The sequence below is a fragment of the Ruegeria sp. CJ6 genome, from assembly GCF_056536665.1.
The window spans coordinates 747,101-764,293 of sequence record NZ_JBQFQB010000002.1; the positions used below are offsets into that span (position 1 = coordinate 747,101).

Sequence of the window (17,193 nt, forward strand, 5' to 3'; positions counted from 1 at the left end):
TGATGCGTGTACAGGGCAAGAGGGACACAATGGCGCAAACCATGGTCATCGGGGCAGGGCCAGCGGGGCTAATGGCCGCCGAACAGCTTGCCGCCGCCGGGCACGAGGTTGTAGTGGCCGAAGCCAAGCCGTCTGTCGCGCGTAAATTCCTGATGGCGGGGAAGTCCGGCCTGAACCTGACCAAGGATGAGCCTTTTGACATGCTTATGGGCGCATACGGGGATGCAAAGGATTGGTTGCATCCGATGATACAAGCGTTTGACGCACAGGCGGTGAAGGCTTGGGCCGGTGATCTTGGGCAAGAGATGTTCACGGGCTCTACCGGGCGCGTGTTTCCGAAAGTCATGAAGGCCTCACCCTTGCTGCGGGCTTGGCTGGCCAGATTGGATCAGGCCGGTGTTCAGATCAGGACACGCTGGCGCTGGCAGGGATGGCAAGGTGGCGCGTTGGCTTTTGAGACGCCAGATGGCATGCAGTTTTGCTCGCCCGACGCGACGGTTTTGGCATTAGGGGGCGCCAGCTGGGCGCGGTTGGGTTCGGATGGGGCTTGGGCCCAGTGGCTTGCGGACAGCGGAGTTGATCTAACACCGTTTGCACCGGCTAACGCCGCTCTGTCAGTCGATTGGAGCCCCTATATGCAGCCACATTTTGGCGCGGCGCTCAAGTCGGTGCGGTGGATGGCGGGCGATCTGGATAGCCGTGGTGAGGCCACTATTTCCGCAAAAGGCCTGGAAGGTGGCGGTATGTATGCCCTGACCCCTGCGCTGCGGATGGGGGCGCCGCTGTTTGTTGATCTGGTCCCGGATGTGACGGCTGAAGGGATGCAGGCGCGATTGGACGCGAAGAAATCAAAGGCAACGCTTTCGCATTGGTTGAAGAATGGTCTGCGTCTGTCTCCGCAAAAGGTCGCTTTGTTCCACGAAATGACTAAGGGCCGCGCATTGAAGCAAACGCAATGGATCGGTGCGCTGAAAAACCTGCCCATCAGGTATGCTGGGCTACGCCCGATGGATGAGGCGATCTCAACCGCTGGCGGGGTAGCATTGGGTGCCGTGGACAGCGGTTTGATGCTGACAGCATGTCCGGGCGTTTTTTGCGCGGGCGAGATGCTGGATTGGGAAGCCCCGACCGGTGGTTATCTTCTGACCGCCTGTCTGGCGACGGGACGTTGGGCCGGTCAGTCGGCGGCAACGTGGTTGGCGCGCTAGGCCTTAACCCGATCGGGCCAGCATCGCCAGTCGGATCATTGCACGCTCTACCAGTGACATCGCAGGTGCGGTTTGACCTGCCGAGCGCAAGGATAGGTCCGTATCTGTAAGGACGGTTAAAGCGGTCTGCAGCTTGGGCGCCCCCCATCCCTGAGCTTGCCTCAGGATCCGGTCACGTCGTTTGCCATAGACCGGAGGGCGCAGCTTGCCGATTCCCTGCGCCGCGCCTCCAGGGTCGGATGCGCAGGCATAGAGCGTTCGGAAATGCCGCGTCGCCCCAATACACAAGGTGACCCCGTTGGTGCCCTGCGCCTGCAGGCGTCGGATAAGAGGGCCGATTTCCTGTGCCCGGCCCTCGGCAACGACGTTCAATACATCATCCAGCGCCGCCTCGGTCGACCGCGGCGCACAGGCTTCAATGTCTTCAATCGTCAGTTCACCGGCGTCACCGCGTTTGTAAAGCGACAGTTTATCAACTGATTGAGTGAAATCACCAGGGCTGAGCGCCATCGCAAGTTCGCTAAGCGCCGACATCGAATCGCGCGGAATATTCTTCAATCCGGCTTGCGCCAGAATGCGCTCCACCTCGGCACGCGAGGGCGGGTCATCGTAGATGCCAACAGCGTATGCGGCAGGGTTCGCTTCGAAAGCTTTGCGGATTTTCGAGCTGGGTTTGAGCTGCCCGGCCGTCACGATGATCTGTGCATCGCCATGATCCCAGTCTTCAAGGGCTGTGAGAATCGCAGGCGCTGCGACATCGGTGGCGTCTTCAACAAACACCGCGCGGGGACCGGGGAAAAATCCGACAGCCTTGACCGCGTCCAGCAACAGGGCCGGATCGCTGCGTAGATCGCTTCCGGGAATGCGGGTCAGGCGCATTTCCTCTTCGGCGCCAGGTCCCAGCAAAGCCGCCAGCACCTGTTGACGCTTCAACGCAACGCGCATCGCGTCCGCCCCGTAGATCAGCAATCCGGCTTTGTCCGCGTCCGGCTTGGAAAAATACCCTTCAGCCTCACGCGGGCTCAACTTCATGTGGACAGGCCCGGCGTGGCGTAAAGGCGGTTCACGATCTGATCGGCTAGAATCACCATCAGCCGCTCGGTCGCATCACGCTCATCGGCCAGCGTCGACACAGTTGAGCCCGCAGCAGAATAGCCGACAAATTCGGTAACGTTGCCCGAGGCGATGATTTGCCCGGTCGCATTGGATTTCAGCGCGTAAGTCGCGTTCCCGTCGATGGTGTAGCGATTGGTTTCATTTGCTGTGGTGATCGAGGCCCTGCGGGTGACCGTCGAAACCCCCACATCCAGCTTGTATTCGTTGCCCGAGGTCGCGCTTCGACCTAATTTGCGTTCCAGATTCTGAACAAGCAGAAAGCTTTCGACGGTATTCGGCGCTGACACCTCGACCTTGCCATCCAAGGCCGAGCCTGATCCTCCGGGCGCATAGACCGGCTCGAACCCGCAAGCGGCGAGCGCCAGCGGCATCAATAACAGGGTTCTGCGATCAAACGACGACATTAACGATCCGGCCCGGAACAACGATCACTTTCTTCGGTGCAGCGCCATCCAGCGCCTTTTGCACAGCTTCGGTGCTGAGGGCGATTTTTTCAACCTCTGCTTTATCCAGATCTTTGGCTACGCTGATCTCGGCCCGACGCTTGCCGTTGATCTGAATCGGCAGGGTTATGGTGTCATCGATCAGCATCGTCTCATCCGCGATGGGCCAAGGCGCGGTTGCAACCAGGCCTTCTCCGCCCAGCATCTGCCAAAGTTCTTCGGACAAGTGTGGCGTCATCGGCGACATCAGCTGCGCCAATGTCTTGGCTGCCTCGCGCTTGACTGCAGAGCCCGCTTTGGATTTGGCAAGCGTGTTAGTGAATGCATAAAGCTTTGCGATAGATGCGTTAAAGCCAAAGGATTCGACCCCGCCCGATACGTCATGAATGGCTTTGTGCATCTCACGTAGCAGCGTTTCGTCATCTGCAGTGGCCGGCAGTTCCGATTCTGCGATTTCTGCGGCGATGCGGTGCACGCGGCTGAGATGTTTGAACGCGGCTTCGGCGCCCGACGCGGTCCATTCCACGTCGCGCTCAGGTGGGGAGTCGGACAGAACAAACCAGCGCGCAGTATCCGCACCAAAGGCCGAGATGATGCTGACCGGATCGACGACGTTCTTTTTCGACTTGGACATTTTGGCTGAGGGGATGATTTCAACCTCGGTGCCGTCGGTCAGCTTGCCGTCGGTCACGTCTTCGGGCAGGTGATAGACCGGGCGACCGTTGGCGTCGCGTGTCTGATAAATTTCATGAGTCACCATGCCTTGAGTGAACAGCGCGTTGAACGGCTCAATCGCTTTCTTCGGCAAATGACCAGTGATGTTCATCGCCCGCGCGAAGAAGCGCGAATAGAGCAGGTGCAGAATCGCATGCTCAATCCCACCGATATATTGGTCGACATTCATCCAATACTCGGCTTCGGCAAGATCGGTGGGCGTTTCCGCGCGTGGAGCGGTGAAACGGGCGAAGTACCACGACGAATCGACAAATGTGTCCATCGTGTCAGTTTCCCGCTTGGCTGGAGCGCCGCAGGAAGGGCAAGGGGTGTCGCGCCAGCTGGGGTGGCGGTCCAGCGGGTTGCCGGGGATCGAAAAATCTATGGGTTTGCTGTTGCCGTCATCATAAGGCAGCTCGATCGGCAGATTATCTTTCTTCTCGGGGACCGTGCCGCATTGATCACAATGCACAACAGGAATCGGGCAGCCCCAATAGCGCTGACGGCTGAGCCCCCAATCGCGCAGGCGGTATTTGGTAACACCTTCACCCCAACCGGCCTTTTCGGCGAAATCAACGGTGGCATTGATGGCCTCGTCACCCGTTGCCTCGGTGAGACCCGCAAAATGATTCACCCAGCGGACTTTCTCGGTTTTCGGCGGAACAAACGCGATCTTGTCGACCGGAGTGTCATCATCCAGTGCAAAGAATGTGTCGACCACAGGCAGGCCGTATTTGCGACAGAAATCGAGGTCACGTTGATCATGAGCTGGGCAGGCAAAAATGGCGCCGGTGCCATAGTCCATCAGGATAAAGTTGGCGATCCAGACCGGCAGCTCCCAGCTGGGGTCGAGTGGATGTTTTACACGTATGCCGGTGTCATAACCCAGCTTTTCGGCGGTTTCGATCGCCTCTTCGGTGGTGCCGCCCTTGCGGCATTCGGCAACGAATTCAGCGACTTTCGGGTTTTCTGCCTCAAGCTGCTTGGCAATCGGATGATCGGGCGAGATGCCAACAAACGACGCGCCCATCAGCGTATCGGGCCGTGTCGTGTAGACGGTGATCGGCTCACCTCCATCGGTGCGTTCGAACCCGAATTGCAGGCCACGGGACTTGCCGATCCAGTTCTCTTGCATCAGGCGTACCTTGGCGGGCCAGTTATCCAGCGTATCCAGCGCGTCGAGCAGTTCCTCGGAATAATCGGAAATCTTGAAAAACCACTGAGTCAACTCGCGACGCTCAACCAAGGCGCCTGAACGCCAGCCACGGCCGTTTTCTACCTGTTCATTGGCCAAAACAGTCATATCGACCGGGTCCCAGTTCACCACGGCGTTCTTGCGATAGACCAGACCGGCCTCGAGCATATCCAGGAACAAAGCCTGCTGCTGGCCGTAGTATTCCGGATCACAGGTGGCGAATTCACGAGACCAGTCGATCGACAGGCCCAGCGGCTTCATCTGTCCGCGCATGTCGGCGATATTGCCGTAGGTCCAATCTTTGGGGTGGCCACCACTGGCCATTGCGGCGTTTTCCGCAGGCATCCCGAACGCGTCCCAGCCCATCGGGTGCAGCACGTTATGACCGGTTGCGAGCTTGTGGCGGGCGATCACGTCACCCATCGTGTAGTTGCGTACATGCCCCATGTGGATACGGCCAGACGGGTAGGGGAACATCTCAAGCACATAGTATTTCGGCTTGTCCGCCTTATGATTGGCGGTGAAGATTCCGGCCTTGTCCCAGGCCTCCTGCCATTTTGCTTCGATTTCGTTGGCCGAGTAGCGCGACATCATGCGGTCCTTCGTGAATGAAAACGCCGGGTAGGAACCCGGCGTGGTAATAGTGTGATTTTTGTCGGGTTTCTAGAACTTGTTGTCCGCAATGCGTAGCTGACGCGCGCGAGACAGGATCGCATCTTCGACGGCGCGCGACGTTGCAGCGCTGACCGGAGAACCGCCACTGGTCTGAAGAGCTACGGACAAAGAACGCGCTTCCAAAGCGGGATCACTGATGTGAACTGTCGCGCGATAGGAACGCCCGCCGCCGGGCGGTGTGCCATAACCCGTTACGATCACTCCGGTAAACGGATCGACCTCTTGGATCGGTAAGAAATTCAGTACATCTAGCGATGCGGCCCACAGATAGCGATTTACCTGAGTGACCTGCTCTGAGGTGTTCGGGCCGAATACGTCCCAGATCGTCGAACGATTCGGGTCATTCAGTTCGCGTTCCTCGGTCGAGCTGCCATCAGCGGTCAACACACTTGCATCGCCAGGCGGTGGCCCTCCGCAGGCTGATAAGGCAGCCGTTACCATGATCAAACCTGGAATCGTAATACGGCGCATCGTTGGAAGGTCCCGTGTCACTTGTTTTGCTCTGTCGAGTGATACTCCTAGACAAGGACCCGTACAGCAACAACCCTATTCTTTTATGATCGACTCGCGCGAACCGCACGATCCGTTGAATTCGACTGTGGCATCCTTGCACCAATTTGGGCCGAATGACGTCTTTGCGTTTATGCCAAGCTTGCGCAACGGGGGCAAAAAAAGCGAAACGGTGTCCGTGCTGAGACGCGTGCTTTGCATGTGTCGAGTAGAAAATCTTTGAAACCGAGGGAAACAAGATGAAAAAAGTTCTCTTCGCAACGACCGCACTGATTGCAACCGCAAGTGTTGCAGCGGCCGAAGTAAAGTTCAGCGGTTACGGCCGCTTTGGTCTGGGATACCTGGAAGACCGTACAGGTACCGTTGACGCAATTGGTGGTGGTGAAGCGACCGGCGTAGAAACCGACGAAACCATCCTGGTCTCGCGCTTCCGTCTGAACATCGACGGAATCGTTGAAACTGACGGTGGCGTTCGCTTTGAAGGCCGTGTTCGTCTGCAGGCAGACGAAGATGCCGGCAACGGCGAAGCAAACTCCGCGGGCCTGAACGGCGCACGCTTCTCGGTCATCTTCGGTGGTCTGCGTGTTGACGCCGGTAACGTAGCCGGTTCGTTCGACAACTTGGCAAACTACTACGGTAACGAGCCTGGCCTGGAAAGCTTCATTGGTCAGTACTCGGGCGTCGACTATGACTTCCTGGCGTATTCGTCGACCGGTTCGGGCGCAAACGCTGTGTTCTTCCAGTACGCAGTTGGCGACTTCGCCTTCGGCGCGTCGTATGACCAGCGCACATTTGCTGACGAAGCTGTTGCGGGTGCGGACACTGATGATGCAGACCGCTGGGACATCAGCGCGACCTACACCTTCGGTAACGTGACTGCCGCTCTGGCCTACGGTCAGACCAGCGGTCTGGGCGACGCCGACAAGCAGAGCCTGACCGTTCTGACCCTGGGTGCAGAATTCGGTGACTTCTCCGGTACTCTGTTCGTCGCAGACGATGACGTTGCAAACGATGACCGCAACGGCACCGCATACGGTCTGTCGGCAGCCTACAACCTGGGCGCGGCAACCACTCTGACCTTCGCTTACGGTGACGGTTCGGCAGACGACGATCTGCAGCAGTACGGCATCGGTGCCATCTACGACCTGGGTGGCGGTGCATCGCTGCGCGGTGGTATCGGCAACCAGAAGCGTGGCGACGGCGACAGCCAGCTGCGTGCCGACTTTGGTGCTCAGTTCAACTTCTAAGTTGGTCTGAACCACAAGGTTCAAGGGCAGGTCTTCGGACCTGCCCTTTTCTTTTGCCGCCACATGGTGTTTTGCTGCTGCAAACGCAGAATGAGGGACCCATGTCGCTGCAAGAAATCACCGATCGAATAGCCAAAGCTGAATCTGCGGCAGGACGCGCCGAAGGCTCGGTGCAATTAATCGCGGTTTCCAAGGTGCAACCTAATGACCGGGTCGAAGCCGTGTTGAAGCAGGGCCACCGGTGTTTCGGAGAAAACCGTGTGCAGGAAGCCGCTGGCAAATGGCCTGCATTTCGCGAAAGTTTTCCGGACATCGATCTGCATCTGATCGGTCCATTGCAAACAAACAAGGCACGGCAGGCGATTGATCTTTGCAATGCCATCCATTCAGTTGATCGACCAAAGCTCGCCAAAACATTGGCGCGATTGGCACAAGAAATGGGTAAGTGCCCCGATCTTTTTATACAGATCAACACAGGCGAAGAGGATCAGAAGGCCGGCACTCTTCCACAAGATGCTGATGCGTTCATTGCAGAATGCCGCGGCATGGACCTGCCCGTCCGAGGTTTGATGTGCATTCCACCGGTTGAAGAGGAGCCCGCGCTGCACTTCGCGCTATTAGCAAAAATCGCAGAGCGGAATGGGCTGGAGGGTTTGTCGATGGGAATGAGCAGTGATTTTGAATCGGCAATCGCCTTGGGTGCCACACACGTCCGTATTGGGTCTGCCATATTCGGGGCGCGGGTTAAGCCTCAGGTATGATCAGCCGTGTGCCCGGCGTGATTTTTTGGGCAATCCAACGTAGGTGATCGCGCCTGAATGCGATGCAGCCTTCGGTCGGAAACCGTGGGCGTCGCCATTGATGCAGGAAGATGGCCGATCCCCGACTGGGTTCTGAATTGGGATAGTTCCAATCGGTTATCAAGATCAGGTCATAAAGCGGATCTGGGCGACGCAGTTTTTCGTGACTGAAATCATGAGGCGCCCGCACCAAATGGTTATACGCATCGTCCTCTACGTCGTCTGACCATAAATCGCGCGGTCCGATCGGTCGTGCCCAATGCGCCGGCCGTGGCATTCGGTCTGCGCGATAGAGCATACCCACAATGTGATGCACACCTGTTGGTGTTGTTCCGTCACCTTCCTGCTTGGTTGGGCTCAAGCCCCCTTTGCCTATAGCGCAGGGGAACAGGTGCCCGAGAAACCGAACGCCACGCGGTGTCAAAACCAGATCGCTTGGTGTCACAGCAGGTGGCCTGACTTTGCCGCTTTGGTCGCCAGATACGCGCGGTTGAAATCTGTTTCACCTACTTTCAACGGAACCCGTTCGGTGACGGCGATACCTGTGCGTTCCATCATCGCGATTTTTGCAGGGTTGTTGGTCAGTAGACGGACCGAATTGAAGCCCAGCGATTTCAGGATATCCGAGCCGAGCCTGAAATCCCGTTCATCGTCTTCGAATCCAAGCCGGTGGTTAGCCTCGACAGTGTCAAATCCCTGATCCTGAAGAAAATAGGCGCGCATCTTGTTGGCAAGCCCGATCCCACGCCCTTCCTGATTCAGATAGAGCAGGACGCCCGCACCCTCGTCCCCCATCTGGGCCAAGGCCCCGCGCAGTTGCGGGCCACAGTCACATTTCAGGCTGCCCATGAGATCGCCCGTGAAACAGGCCGAATGCAGCCGCGCGAGGACGGGCTTGTCGCGGTCAGGGCGACCGATTTCAACCGCATAGTGTTCTTCTCCACCATCTTCGGGGCGGAATACATGTAGGCGCCCGGCCTCCGACACTTCCATCGGCAGGCGTGCGGCGACGACAGGGTGCAGAGCGCTGCGATCTGTCAGATGTGGTGCGGCCCGGGCATGGTCAATGCAGGTCAGACCATGATCTGCCGCAAATTCGCGCCCGTCTTGAATTGGGGCGACGACGGCGGCCGGAAGCAAGTGCGCCGACTTGGCCAACGCAATAGCGATCCGGTGCAGATTTGCGCTGCCTTGCCGTTCGGTCATCAGCGGGCCCTTCATCGGGGCGTTCAGATCATCGGACGGGTCGGCCACCGCCTGCACCCAGCTCAGCCCAGCATCCGCCGGGATCATGACGCGAGCAAGATCGCCGTCATATGCACGCGCTTTAAGTGTTTCAGCGCGCCGAACCGTGATGGCGACAACGGGATCCCCGCCCAAGCCGCGCAAATCGGCCAACCTTTGCGGGCTCAGGGTCTCGGTGGCGAATGCGAGTACTCCAAATCCCAGTTCGTCGGTCAGAACAACGGGAACACCCATACGCAGGTCAGCCCGCGCCCGTGCCAGCAATTCGGTGATGTCGGGAGTGAGACTCATGCAGTTTACCTTGAAACGATCAGACCCTGTCCTACCCCGATCACTGGAAAATGTGAAACATTTCCTCGGCGTCAGACACGAGGGCGTGAGACGACTGCAGTAAATCTTGCTGATTGCATTCTTCATACGCAAGTGATGGAAAAGGCTTAGGAGGACCGTACATGGCTCAGCTCAAGAAAATCCTGCTGGTGGATGACGACGAAGACCTGCGCGAAGCGCTCAGCGAGCAACTTGTCATGACTGAAGACTTTGACGTGTTCGAGGCGTCCGATGGCGCGTCGGCAATGGAACGCGCGCGCGAAGCAATTTACGATCTGGTGATTCTGGATGTCGGCCTGCCGGATACCGATGGCCGTGAGCTGTGTCGCCTGATGCGCAAGCAGGGCGTCAAAAGCCCGGTGCTGATGCTGACTGGGCACGACAGCGATGCTGACACGATCCTGGGCCTTGATGCTGGCGCTAATGATTATGTCAGCAAGCCTTTTAAATTTCCGGTTCTTCTGGCCCGGATTCGGGCCCAGCTGCGCCAGCATGAACAATCCGAGGATGCGGTCTTTGTTCTGGGGCCCTACACCTTCAAACCGGCCATGAAGATGCTGATGACCGAAGATGATCGCAAGATCCGCCTGACCGAGAAAGAGACTAACATTCTCAAGTTCCTCTATCGATCAACTGACGGCGTCGTTGCACGTGATGTTCTTTTGCATGAGGTCTGGGGTTACAACGCAGGCGTTACAACGCACACGCTTGAAACCCATATCTATCGTCTGCGTCAGAAGATTGAACCCGACCCGTCGAATGCGCGCCTTTTGGTCACAGAATCGGGCGGATATCGCCTTGTTGCTTGACTAATGGTGGATTGACTTGGATCAAAGTGATACTCTGTAGGTATCTTTAGATTACTCCCAACCCGCGCATGTCCGGGTTATGACATGCACCTCCCTGTTGGACTGCCGGGCCTGATGGCCCGGCTTTTTTTGTAAGGTGCAACTGTATCGTGCAGGGCGATATCGGCACCGGGCATCCGATTTCATTCAATGAAATCGGACCGGAAACTTTGCAAGTTTCCGTAACCGCCGGGTCAGGCAACATTGCTTTGTTTTTCGATGGCACCTCGCTTGGCGCCGCGCTAACCTGCGGCAACTTCGACAAAGGAACCCCCGGATATGCCCTTCACCCTTGCCACATGGAACATCAATTCGGTCCGCCTGCGCGAGCCTATCGTTCTGAAATTGCTGCAGGAAGAGGCGCCGGATGTGCTGTGTCTACAGGAATGCAAATCGCCGGTCGACAAAATCCCGACCGAAGGGTTCGCCGAGCTGGGCTATACGCATATGATTGCGCGGGGCCAGAAGGGGTATAACGGCGTCGCCATACTGTCGCGCCTTCCGCTTGAGGAAGTAGGGGATAAGGATTTCGCGGGTCTGGGTCATGCGCGACACATTGCGGGGCGGTTGGAGAATGGCGTGACCATTCATAATTTCTATGTCCCCGCTGGGGGCGACGTGCCGGATCGCGAAGTGAACGAGAAGTTTGGCCAAAAGCTGGATTACCTCGCTGACATGCGCGATTGGTTCCATGCGGAAAAGCCGAAAAAGTCCATTCTGGTGGGCGATCTGAATATTGCGCCCCGCGAAGATGATGTCTGGTCGCACAAGCAGTTGCTGAAGGTGGTTTCACATACGCCGATCGAGGTTGAAACGCTGGCCGAGACTCAGGATGCAGGTGGCTGGGTCGATATCACCCGGCAGGATATTCCCGAGGGCCAGCTATACAGCTGGTGGTCTTATCGGGCACGAGATTGGGATGCCGCCGACAAGGGACGCAGGCTGGATCATGTTTGGGCTACGCCCGATATCTCGAACGCGGGTCATTCCAGCCGCATTCTGCGCGACGCGCGCGGATGGGAAAAACCCAGTGATCATGCCCCGGTATTTGCCACGTTTGACGTCTGACCGAAGCAAATTCGCCGAACTCTCCCCTTGGTTTCTGCCGCATTGGACTGCATATAGGGCGCAAGTTCGAACCAGAGAGTATAAGCCATGGACCTTCTGAACGGCGCAGGCAGCCCCCAAGCCACTGATCTGATTAAAGACGGGACCGAGGCCACCTTCATGGCCGATGTGGTCGAAGCCTCACAAGAGACGCCGATCATCGTTGACTTCTGGGCGCCTTGGTGCGGCCCCTGCAAAACGCTGGGCCCGGCGTTGGAAGAGGCCGTGACCGCTGCCAAGGGTGCGGTCAAGATGGTCAAGATCAACGTGGACGAAGCGCAGATGATTGCAGGACAACTGCGCATCCAGTCGATTCCGATGGTCTATGCATTTCACAAAGGCCAACCGATCGACGGGTTTCAGGGCGCTTTGCCAGGGTCCGAGATCAAGGCCTTCATAGATCGTGTGATCGAAGCCGCGGGCGGTGAAAGCCCGGGTGGTCAACTAGATGATGCTGTGCAAGCTGCCGAAGAAATGTTGACCGAGGGGGCCGCTGTAGACGCGGCACAGACTTTTGCCGCCATACTGGGTGAAGACCCCAATCACGCTGCCGCTTATGGCGGGTTGGTGCGCGCGCATATTGCATCGGGGGATCTGGATCAGGCTGAGGCGATCCTCAATGGCGCTCCTGCCGAGATTTCCACTTCACCCGAGGTTGAAGCGGCCCATGCGCAACTGGAATTGGCCAAGCAGGCTGCAGATGCTGGTCCGGTAGGTGAGTTGACTGCAACAGTTGAGGCCGAGCCAGACAACCATCAAGCCCGTTTCGATCTGGCGCAGGCCCTGCATGCCAATGGCGATGTCGAAGAGGCAGTGGCTCAACTGTTGGAATTGTTCCGCCGCGATCGCGAGTGGAATGATGGGGCAGCAAAGGCGCAGCTCTTCACAATTTTCGATGCGCTCAAGCCCAATGACCCGATTGTTCTGAACGGGCGGCGCAAGCTCAGCTCGATGATATTTGCCTAATCCCCGATCAGAACTAAACTCGGGTACATGATGCATCCTGCCGATTTGCCGGAAACGGTATCCGTTTTCCCTTTGCCCGGAGCGCTGCTGCTGCCACGGTCTCGCCTGCCGCTGCATATTTTTGAGCCGCGCTACCTACAGATGCTGGACGACGCGCTGAAAACGCAAGAACGCCTGATCGGGATGGTGCAACCGAATACCTGTCAGGGGGACGAAACTAAGTTGCACCAGATTGGATGCGCTGGACGGGTCACCCAGTTTTCCGAGACCGAAGACGGCAGGTATCTGATTACGCTGACGGGAATCTCTCGGTTCAGGGTCAAATCAGAGTTGGACAGTTTCACCCCGTATCGCCGGGTTTCGGTGTCTTGGGACGGGTTTGACCGTGATCTGGGCAAGGCCGAGGTAGATGACGGTTTTGATCGGAACAGGTTCCTGCGGCTGTTGGAACGGTTTTTTTCGTCCCGTCAGTTGTCCACCGATTGGGACACAATGAAAGATGCCGATGATGAGCTTTTGGTCAATTCCCTGTCCATGATGCTGGAATTTGACCCGGAGGAAAAGCAGGCTTTGCTTGAGGCCCCTTGCTTACGCACCCGGCGCGAAACCTTGGTGACATTAATTGAATTCGCCATGCGCGGCGGATCGAATGAGGAAAAACTGCAATGAGCGATACCGAACACGCCTTTGACCGCCATATGCTTGAGGCGTTGATTTGTCCGCAGACCCACACGACGCTGCACTATGATGCCGAACGGCAAGAGCTGGTGTCAAAAGCCGCCGCTCTGGCCTTTCCAATCCGCAACGGTATTCCAGTGATGCTAGTGGATGAGGCCCGAGAGCTGGACTAGATCGGGTGTCCCTGCAGCAGTTTCGGCAGGTCTCCGGTCAGACCTGCAGCCTCGCGCACGAAACCTCGGCGCAGCCCGGGCAGCGATCCGACGATACCCATTCCAATATCCCGACCTATGCGGAGCAGGGGATTATCGTTCGAAAACAGCTTGTTGAACATATCAGTCGCCATCGCAAGCGAGGCTGTGTCGAACCGGCGCCACTCTTGATAGCGCTCCAGCACAAGCGTTGATCCGATATCCTCGCCACGTCGTCCCGCAAGGGTCAGAACCTCGGCCAATGCACCGACATCACGCAGACCTGCGTTCAGGCCTTGCCCGGCGATGGGGTGCATGCCATGGGCGGCGTCTCCGACCAAAGCCAACCGGTCCGAGATGAAGGAATTGGCGATGGTCAGGTTCAACGGGTATGTGAACCGGTCACCCTGCAGGCGGATATCCCCCAGGAAATCGCCAAAGCGCGGGCGCAGAACTTGTAGGTAATCTGCCTCGGGCAGCGCATTGATCTGCTCGGACGTCTCAGTGCGTTCGCTCCAGACGATGGAACTGCGGTTCCCGGTCAGCGGCAGAATCGCCAACGGGCCGGGGGGCATGAAGAACTGATGGGCGATACCGAGATGCGGTAGCTCGTGTTCAATGGCGCAGACCAGAGCGGTCTGGCCATAGTCCCAGCCGGTTCGCTTGATTCCGGCGCGCATAGCGGTCCCGCTGCGGCGGCCATCGCAACCCACCAGTAGGCTGCCGGACAAGGTGGCTCCGTCATCCAGCGTCAGCGTTGCCCCGTTTGCCGAGATGTCCTGAGACACGACCGTTTTGCCGCTGATTTCGGTAATCCCGTCTTGTTCGGTCATGGCCTCCAGAAAAGCCCGCCGCAGGTGGCGATCTTCGACCATATAGCCCATCGGGCCTTCTTCGATCTCGGCATGGTCGAAATGCATAAAGAACGGGGAAGGTCCGGCACCGGCATGACCATCCGTTACCTTGATCTCCAGCATCGGCTGGGCGCGCTCTTCCACCTTTTCCCAAACGCCTATCGCGTCGAGCAGACGTTGCGACGCCAATGCCAGCGCATAGGCGCGCCCGTCGAAGGCCGCATTCTTGCGTACTTTCTCTGCCAGAGCGTCAACAACCGTGACTGAATGCCCGGTCTGGGCCAGCGCCAGCGCAAGGGCAGGGCCATTCAGGCCACCACCAACGATCAGGATATCGGATCTGTGTTCCATGTGCTGCAATATGCGCGCCCTTTCGGGATTGTCCATGTGCGGTCCTGTCGCTACCGTCCGATCACGGAATTACTCGGGAGGGGACCGGATGCAAGACTGGTTGACCATGACGGCATGTGATTTGGGCCGTGGTATCGGAATGGGGCAGATTGATCCGGTTGAACTGACAGAAACTTATCTGAGCGCGATTGACGCCCATCCACATCGCGATCGGATCTATGCCCGGGTGACCCACGATCGCGCCCGCGCCGAGGCCCTTGCGGCGCAAGAGCGGGCCAAGCTTGGCCTGCGTCGGTCTTTGTTGGATGGCGTCCCGATCAGCTGGAAAGACCTGTTCGACACGGCAGGCGTAGGGACCGAGGCCGGTTCGGCCCTGTTGGAAGGCCGCGTGCCCGAATCCGATGCGCAGGTGGTGCGGAACGCGACCGCGATGGGTACGGTCTGTCTGGGTAAAACGCATATGAGCGAATTGGCGTTCTCGGGTTTGGGTCTAAACCCTGTGACGGCTACGCCTCCATGCGTGAATGACGAAGACGCAGTGCCGGGCGGCTCATCTTCAGGTGCAGGAGCTTCGGTGGCTTGGGGGCTTGCTGCAGGCGGCGTTGGCTCGGACACGGGTGGATCGGTGCGGATTCCCTCGGCCTGGAACGATCTGGTGGGGCTGAAAACCACGGCGGGGCGCGTTAGCCTTGAGGGCGTCGTGCCGCTATGTCTGAAATTCGATACCGTTGGGCCGCTGGCGCGATCAGTTGAGGACGCCGCACATATGCTTGCCGCGCTTGAGGGCACCGCCCCGGCTGATCTGCGCGGGGCGTCATTGATCGGTCGCCGCTTTGCTGATTTGCAGAACGTGGCCAAGGACGATCTGCGCGAAGCTCCAGCCAACGCCTATGATGATGCGCTGGCGCGCCTGAAAGAGGCCGGGGCCGAGATCGTTCCGCTTGACGTGCCTGAGCTGAACGAAGCGATGAGCCTGTCGGGCGTGCTTTATACAACCGAAGCCTACGGCTTGTGGCGTGATGTGATCGAAGCGAACCCCGAGGCGATGTATCCCGAAATCCTTGAACGGTTCCGAATGGGCAAGGCCTATTCCGGCCCCGATTACGTGGCCGCTTGGTCGAAACTAACCGCTTGTCGACAGGCTTGGGATGCGGCCACTGCGGGCTTTGACGCCGTGCTTGCGCCGACGGCCCCGATCCTACCGCCCAATCTCGACCGGTTGATGAATGATCATGACTACTATGTTACCGAAAATCTCTTGGCTCTCCGCAACACCCGGATCGGCAATCTGATGGGGCTTGCGGCACTGACTTTGCCCACGGGAACACCCGGTTGCGGGCTGATGATGTTGGGCTATCCGGGGTCGGAAGAGGCCTTGTTACGGCTCGGGTCAGCAGCCGAAAGCGCTTTGACCTGAATGCCACAATCCCCTGATTCGGCACCTCTTTGTCTGGACGAAGCCCGGGTCGATCTGTAATCTGCCATAAAACGGGGCGCAAAATGACCCCGAAATTGAGGCAGTATCATGAATTTCCCCGAGCGGTTTTCGAACCTACCGGAATACGCGTTTCCGCGTCTACGCGCCCTGTTGGATCATCATCAGCCGGGTGGTGAAGTCGTTCACATGACCATTGGCGAGCCCAAGCATGATTTCCCATCTTGGGTGACCGACGTGATCATGGAAAACGCCGCCGGGTTTCAGGGCTATCCCCCGAACGAAGGCTCACCTGAATTGCGCGCAGCGATCACGGGTTGGATCAACCGCCGCTATGGTGTGTCGATGGATGCAGATGCCAATGTGATGGCACTGAACGGTACGCGCGAGGGTCTTTATAACGCTGCAATGGCGCTCTGCCCCGAGCAGAAAAATGGGCAGCAACCGATCATTCTGTGCCCGAACCCCTTCTATCAGGTCTACATGGTTGCCTCGATTTCGGTCGGTGCGCAGCCATATTTCGTGCCGGCAACCGCTGCCACTGGCCATTTGCCAGACTATGCAGGCCTGCCCGAAGAGGTTCTGAACCGTACTGCTGTAGCCTATATCTGCTCGCCCGCGAACCCTCAGGGGGCGGTCGCCTCGCGCGATTACTGGGTCGAGCTGATTCAATTGGCTGAAAAGTACGATTTCCGTATCTTTGCCGATGAATGCTATTCCGAAATCTACCGCGACGCCGCGCCGGTTGGCGCGCTAACCGTTGCGCAGGAACTGGGTGCTGACCCCGAACGTGCCACGCTGTTCAACTCTCTGTCCAAGCGGTCGAACTTGGCCGGGCTGCGGTCGGGGCTAATCGCAGGTGGACCTGAAACAATCAGCCGTGTCAAACTGTTGCGCAGCTATGCGGGCGCCCCTTTGCCCGCCCCGCTGCAGGCCGCCGCCGCCAAGGTTTGGGCGGATGAAGCGCATGTGCAGGAAAACCGCGTGCTGTATCAGGAGAAATACGCCGTCGCGGATGAGGTTTTCGCAGGCGTACAAGGCTTCATGCCGCCCGAGGCCGGGTTCTTCCTGTGGCTGCCGGTCGAAAACGGTGAAGAAACCGCATTGAAGCTTTGGCAGGAAACCGGTGTTCGGGTTCTGCCGGGCGCATATCTTTCTCAAGGTGATCCGGGGCAAAACCCGGGCGAGCAATTTATCCGGGTCGCGATGGTGGCCCCAAAAACAGAGATGAAGCGCGGGCTGATTACACTCCGCGACTGCATCTATTCGTGAGGTACGAG

General features: G+C 58.1%; 17 protein-coding genes. 10 read left to right on the top strand and 7 right to left on the bottom strand.

Features of this window, described 5'->3' with window-relative positions; genetic code table 11:
- The first annotated feature begins 29 nt into the window (after positions 1-29).
- On the top strand, positions 30-1,208 hold the full coding sequence (locus ACR0BT_RS09080; RefSeq protein ID WP_170590217.1) for a TIGR03862 family flavoprotein: 1,179 nt from the start codon (positions 30-32) through the stop codon (positions 1,206-1,208).
- Between the two features lie 3 nt (positions 1,209-1,211).
- On the opposite strand, the gene holA is transcribed toward ACR0BT_RS09080, so the two are convergent.
- The 4 genes from holA to ACR0BT_RS09100 all read right to left on the bottom strand — a co-directional run bounded on the left by holA (position 1,212) and on the right by ACR0BT_RS09100 (position 5,822).
- A complete protein-coding gene (gene holA / locus ACR0BT_RS09085; RefSeq protein WP_480762982.1) occupies positions 1,212-2,240 on the bottom strand; it encodes a DNA polymerase III subunit delta in 1,029 nt (342 codons plus the stop codon).
- The gene (gene lptE, locus ACR0BT_RS09090) at positions 2,237-2,728 is read right to left on the bottom strand and encodes an LPS assembly lipoprotein LptE (RefSeq protein ID WP_170398890.1); all 492 of its coding nucleotides are present in this window, start codon (positions 2,726-2,728) and stop codon (positions 2,237-2,239) included. The genes holA and lptE overlap by 4 nt, the downstream gene beginning before the upstream one ends.
- Complete coding sequence (leuS, locus tag ACR0BT_RS09095; RefSeq protein ID WP_480762983.1) at positions 2,715-5,267, bottom strand: leucine--tRNA ligase; 2,553 nt, start codon at positions 5,265-5,267, stop codon at positions 2,715-2,717. The genes lptE and leuS overlap by 14 nt, the downstream gene beginning before the upstream one ends.
- 72 nt (positions 5,268-5,339) lie before the next feature.
- Positions 5,340-5,822, bottom strand: a complete 483-nt coding sequence (locus ACR0BT_RS09100) for a DUF3576 domain-containing protein (protein WP_170398884.1) — start codon at positions 5,820-5,822, stop codon at positions 5,340-5,342.
- A gap of 278 nt (positions 5,823-6,100) precedes the next feature.
- Between ACR0BT_RS09100 and ACR0BT_RS09105 the strand changes: the two genes are divergently transcribed.
- Together ACR0BT_RS09105 and ACR0BT_RS09110 are read left to right on the top strand one after the other, a co-directional pair.
- Entirely contained in the window at positions 6,101-7,108 is a 1,008-nt protein-coding gene (locus ACR0BT_RS09105; RefSeq protein WP_170398881.1) for a porin, read from the top strand.
- A 101-nt stretch (positions 7,109-7,209) separates the two neighbouring features.
- Positions 7,210-7,869 (top strand): YggS family pyridoxal phosphate-dependent enzyme, encoded by a 660-nt coding sequence (locus ACR0BT_RS09110; protein WP_480762984.1) that lies wholly within the window; start codon positions 7,210-7,212, stop codon positions 7,867-7,869.
- Here the strand turns inward: ACR0BT_RS09110 and ACR0BT_RS09115 are convergent.
- Positions 7,853-8,353 (bottom strand): L,D-transpeptidase family protein, encoded by a 501-nt coding sequence (locus ACR0BT_RS09115; RefSeq protein WP_480762985.1) that lies wholly within the window; start codon positions 8,351-8,353, stop codon positions 7,853-7,855. The two genes, ACR0BT_RS09110 and ACR0BT_RS09115, sit on opposite strands and share 17 nt — an antisense overlap.
- Positions 8,350-9,444 carry a GTP cyclohydrolase II gene (gene ribA / locus ACR0BT_RS09120; RefSeq protein WP_170425856.1) on the bottom strand — a complete coding sequence of 365 codons (1,095 nt, stop codon included), beginning with the start codon at positions 9,442-9,444 and terminating at the stop codon, positions 8,350-8,352. The genes ACR0BT_RS09115 and ribA overlap by 4 nt, the downstream gene beginning before the upstream one ends.
- 161 nt (positions 9,445-9,605) lie before the next feature.
- On the opposite strand from ribA, the gene ACR0BT_RS09125 reads away from it, so the two are divergent.
- From ACR0BT_RS09125 to ACR0BT_RS09145, 5 genes are all read left to right on the top strand, one after another.
- A complete protein-coding gene (locus ACR0BT_RS09125) occupies positions 9,606-10,292 on the top strand; it encodes a response regulator transcription factor (RefSeq protein WP_170398869.1) in 687 nt (228 codons plus the stop codon).
- 318 nt (positions 10,293-10,610) lie between these two features.
- Positions 10,611-11,399, top strand: a complete 789-nt coding sequence (locus ACR0BT_RS09130) for an exodeoxyribonuclease III (RefSeq protein WP_170425855.1) — start codon at positions 10,611-10,613, stop codon at positions 11,397-11,399.
- A gap of 87 nt (positions 11,400-11,486) precedes the next feature.
- Entirely contained in the window at positions 11,487-12,404 is a 918-nt protein-coding gene (locus tag ACR0BT_RS09135) for a thioredoxin family protein (RefSeq protein WP_170398864.1), read from the top strand.
- Positions 12,405-12,431: 27 nt separating this feature from the next.
- On the top strand, positions 12,432-13,073 hold the full coding sequence (locus ACR0BT_RS09140; protein ID WP_170398861.1) for an LON peptidase substrate-binding domain-containing protein: 642 nt from the start codon (positions 12,432-12,434) through the stop codon (positions 13,071-13,073).
- Positions 13,070-13,255, top strand: coding sequence for a Trm112 family protein (locus ACR0BT_RS09145; RefSeq protein ID WP_170398842.1), 186 nt, complete (start codon positions 13,070-13,072; stop codon positions 13,253-13,255). The genes ACR0BT_RS09140 and ACR0BT_RS09145 overlap by 4 nt, the downstream gene beginning before the upstream one ends.
- Here the strand turns inward: ACR0BT_RS09145 and ACR0BT_RS09150 are convergent.
- Entirely contained in the window at positions 13,252-14,478 is a 1,227-nt protein-coding gene (locus ACR0BT_RS09150; protein WP_480762986.1) for an FAD-dependent monooxygenase, read from the bottom strand. The two genes, ACR0BT_RS09145 and ACR0BT_RS09150, sit on opposite strands and share 4 nt — an antisense overlap.
- An 88-nt stretch (positions 14,479-14,566) precedes the next feature.
- On the opposite strand from ACR0BT_RS09150, the gene ACR0BT_RS09155 reads away from it, so the two are divergent.
- Positions 14,567-15,895: an amidase family protein gene (locus tag ACR0BT_RS09155; RefSeq protein WP_170732523.1), complete on the top strand. Its 1,329-nt coding sequence runs from the start codon at positions 14,567-14,569 to the stop codon at positions 15,893-15,895.
- 108 nt (positions 15,896-16,003) lie between these two features.
- Entirely contained in the window at positions 16,004-17,185 is a 1,182-nt protein-coding gene (locus tag ACR0BT_RS09160) for an aminotransferase class I/II-fold pyridoxal phosphate-dependent enzyme (RefSeq protein ID WP_170562329.1), read from the top strand.
- Positions 17,186-17,193: the final 8 nt, after the last annotated feature.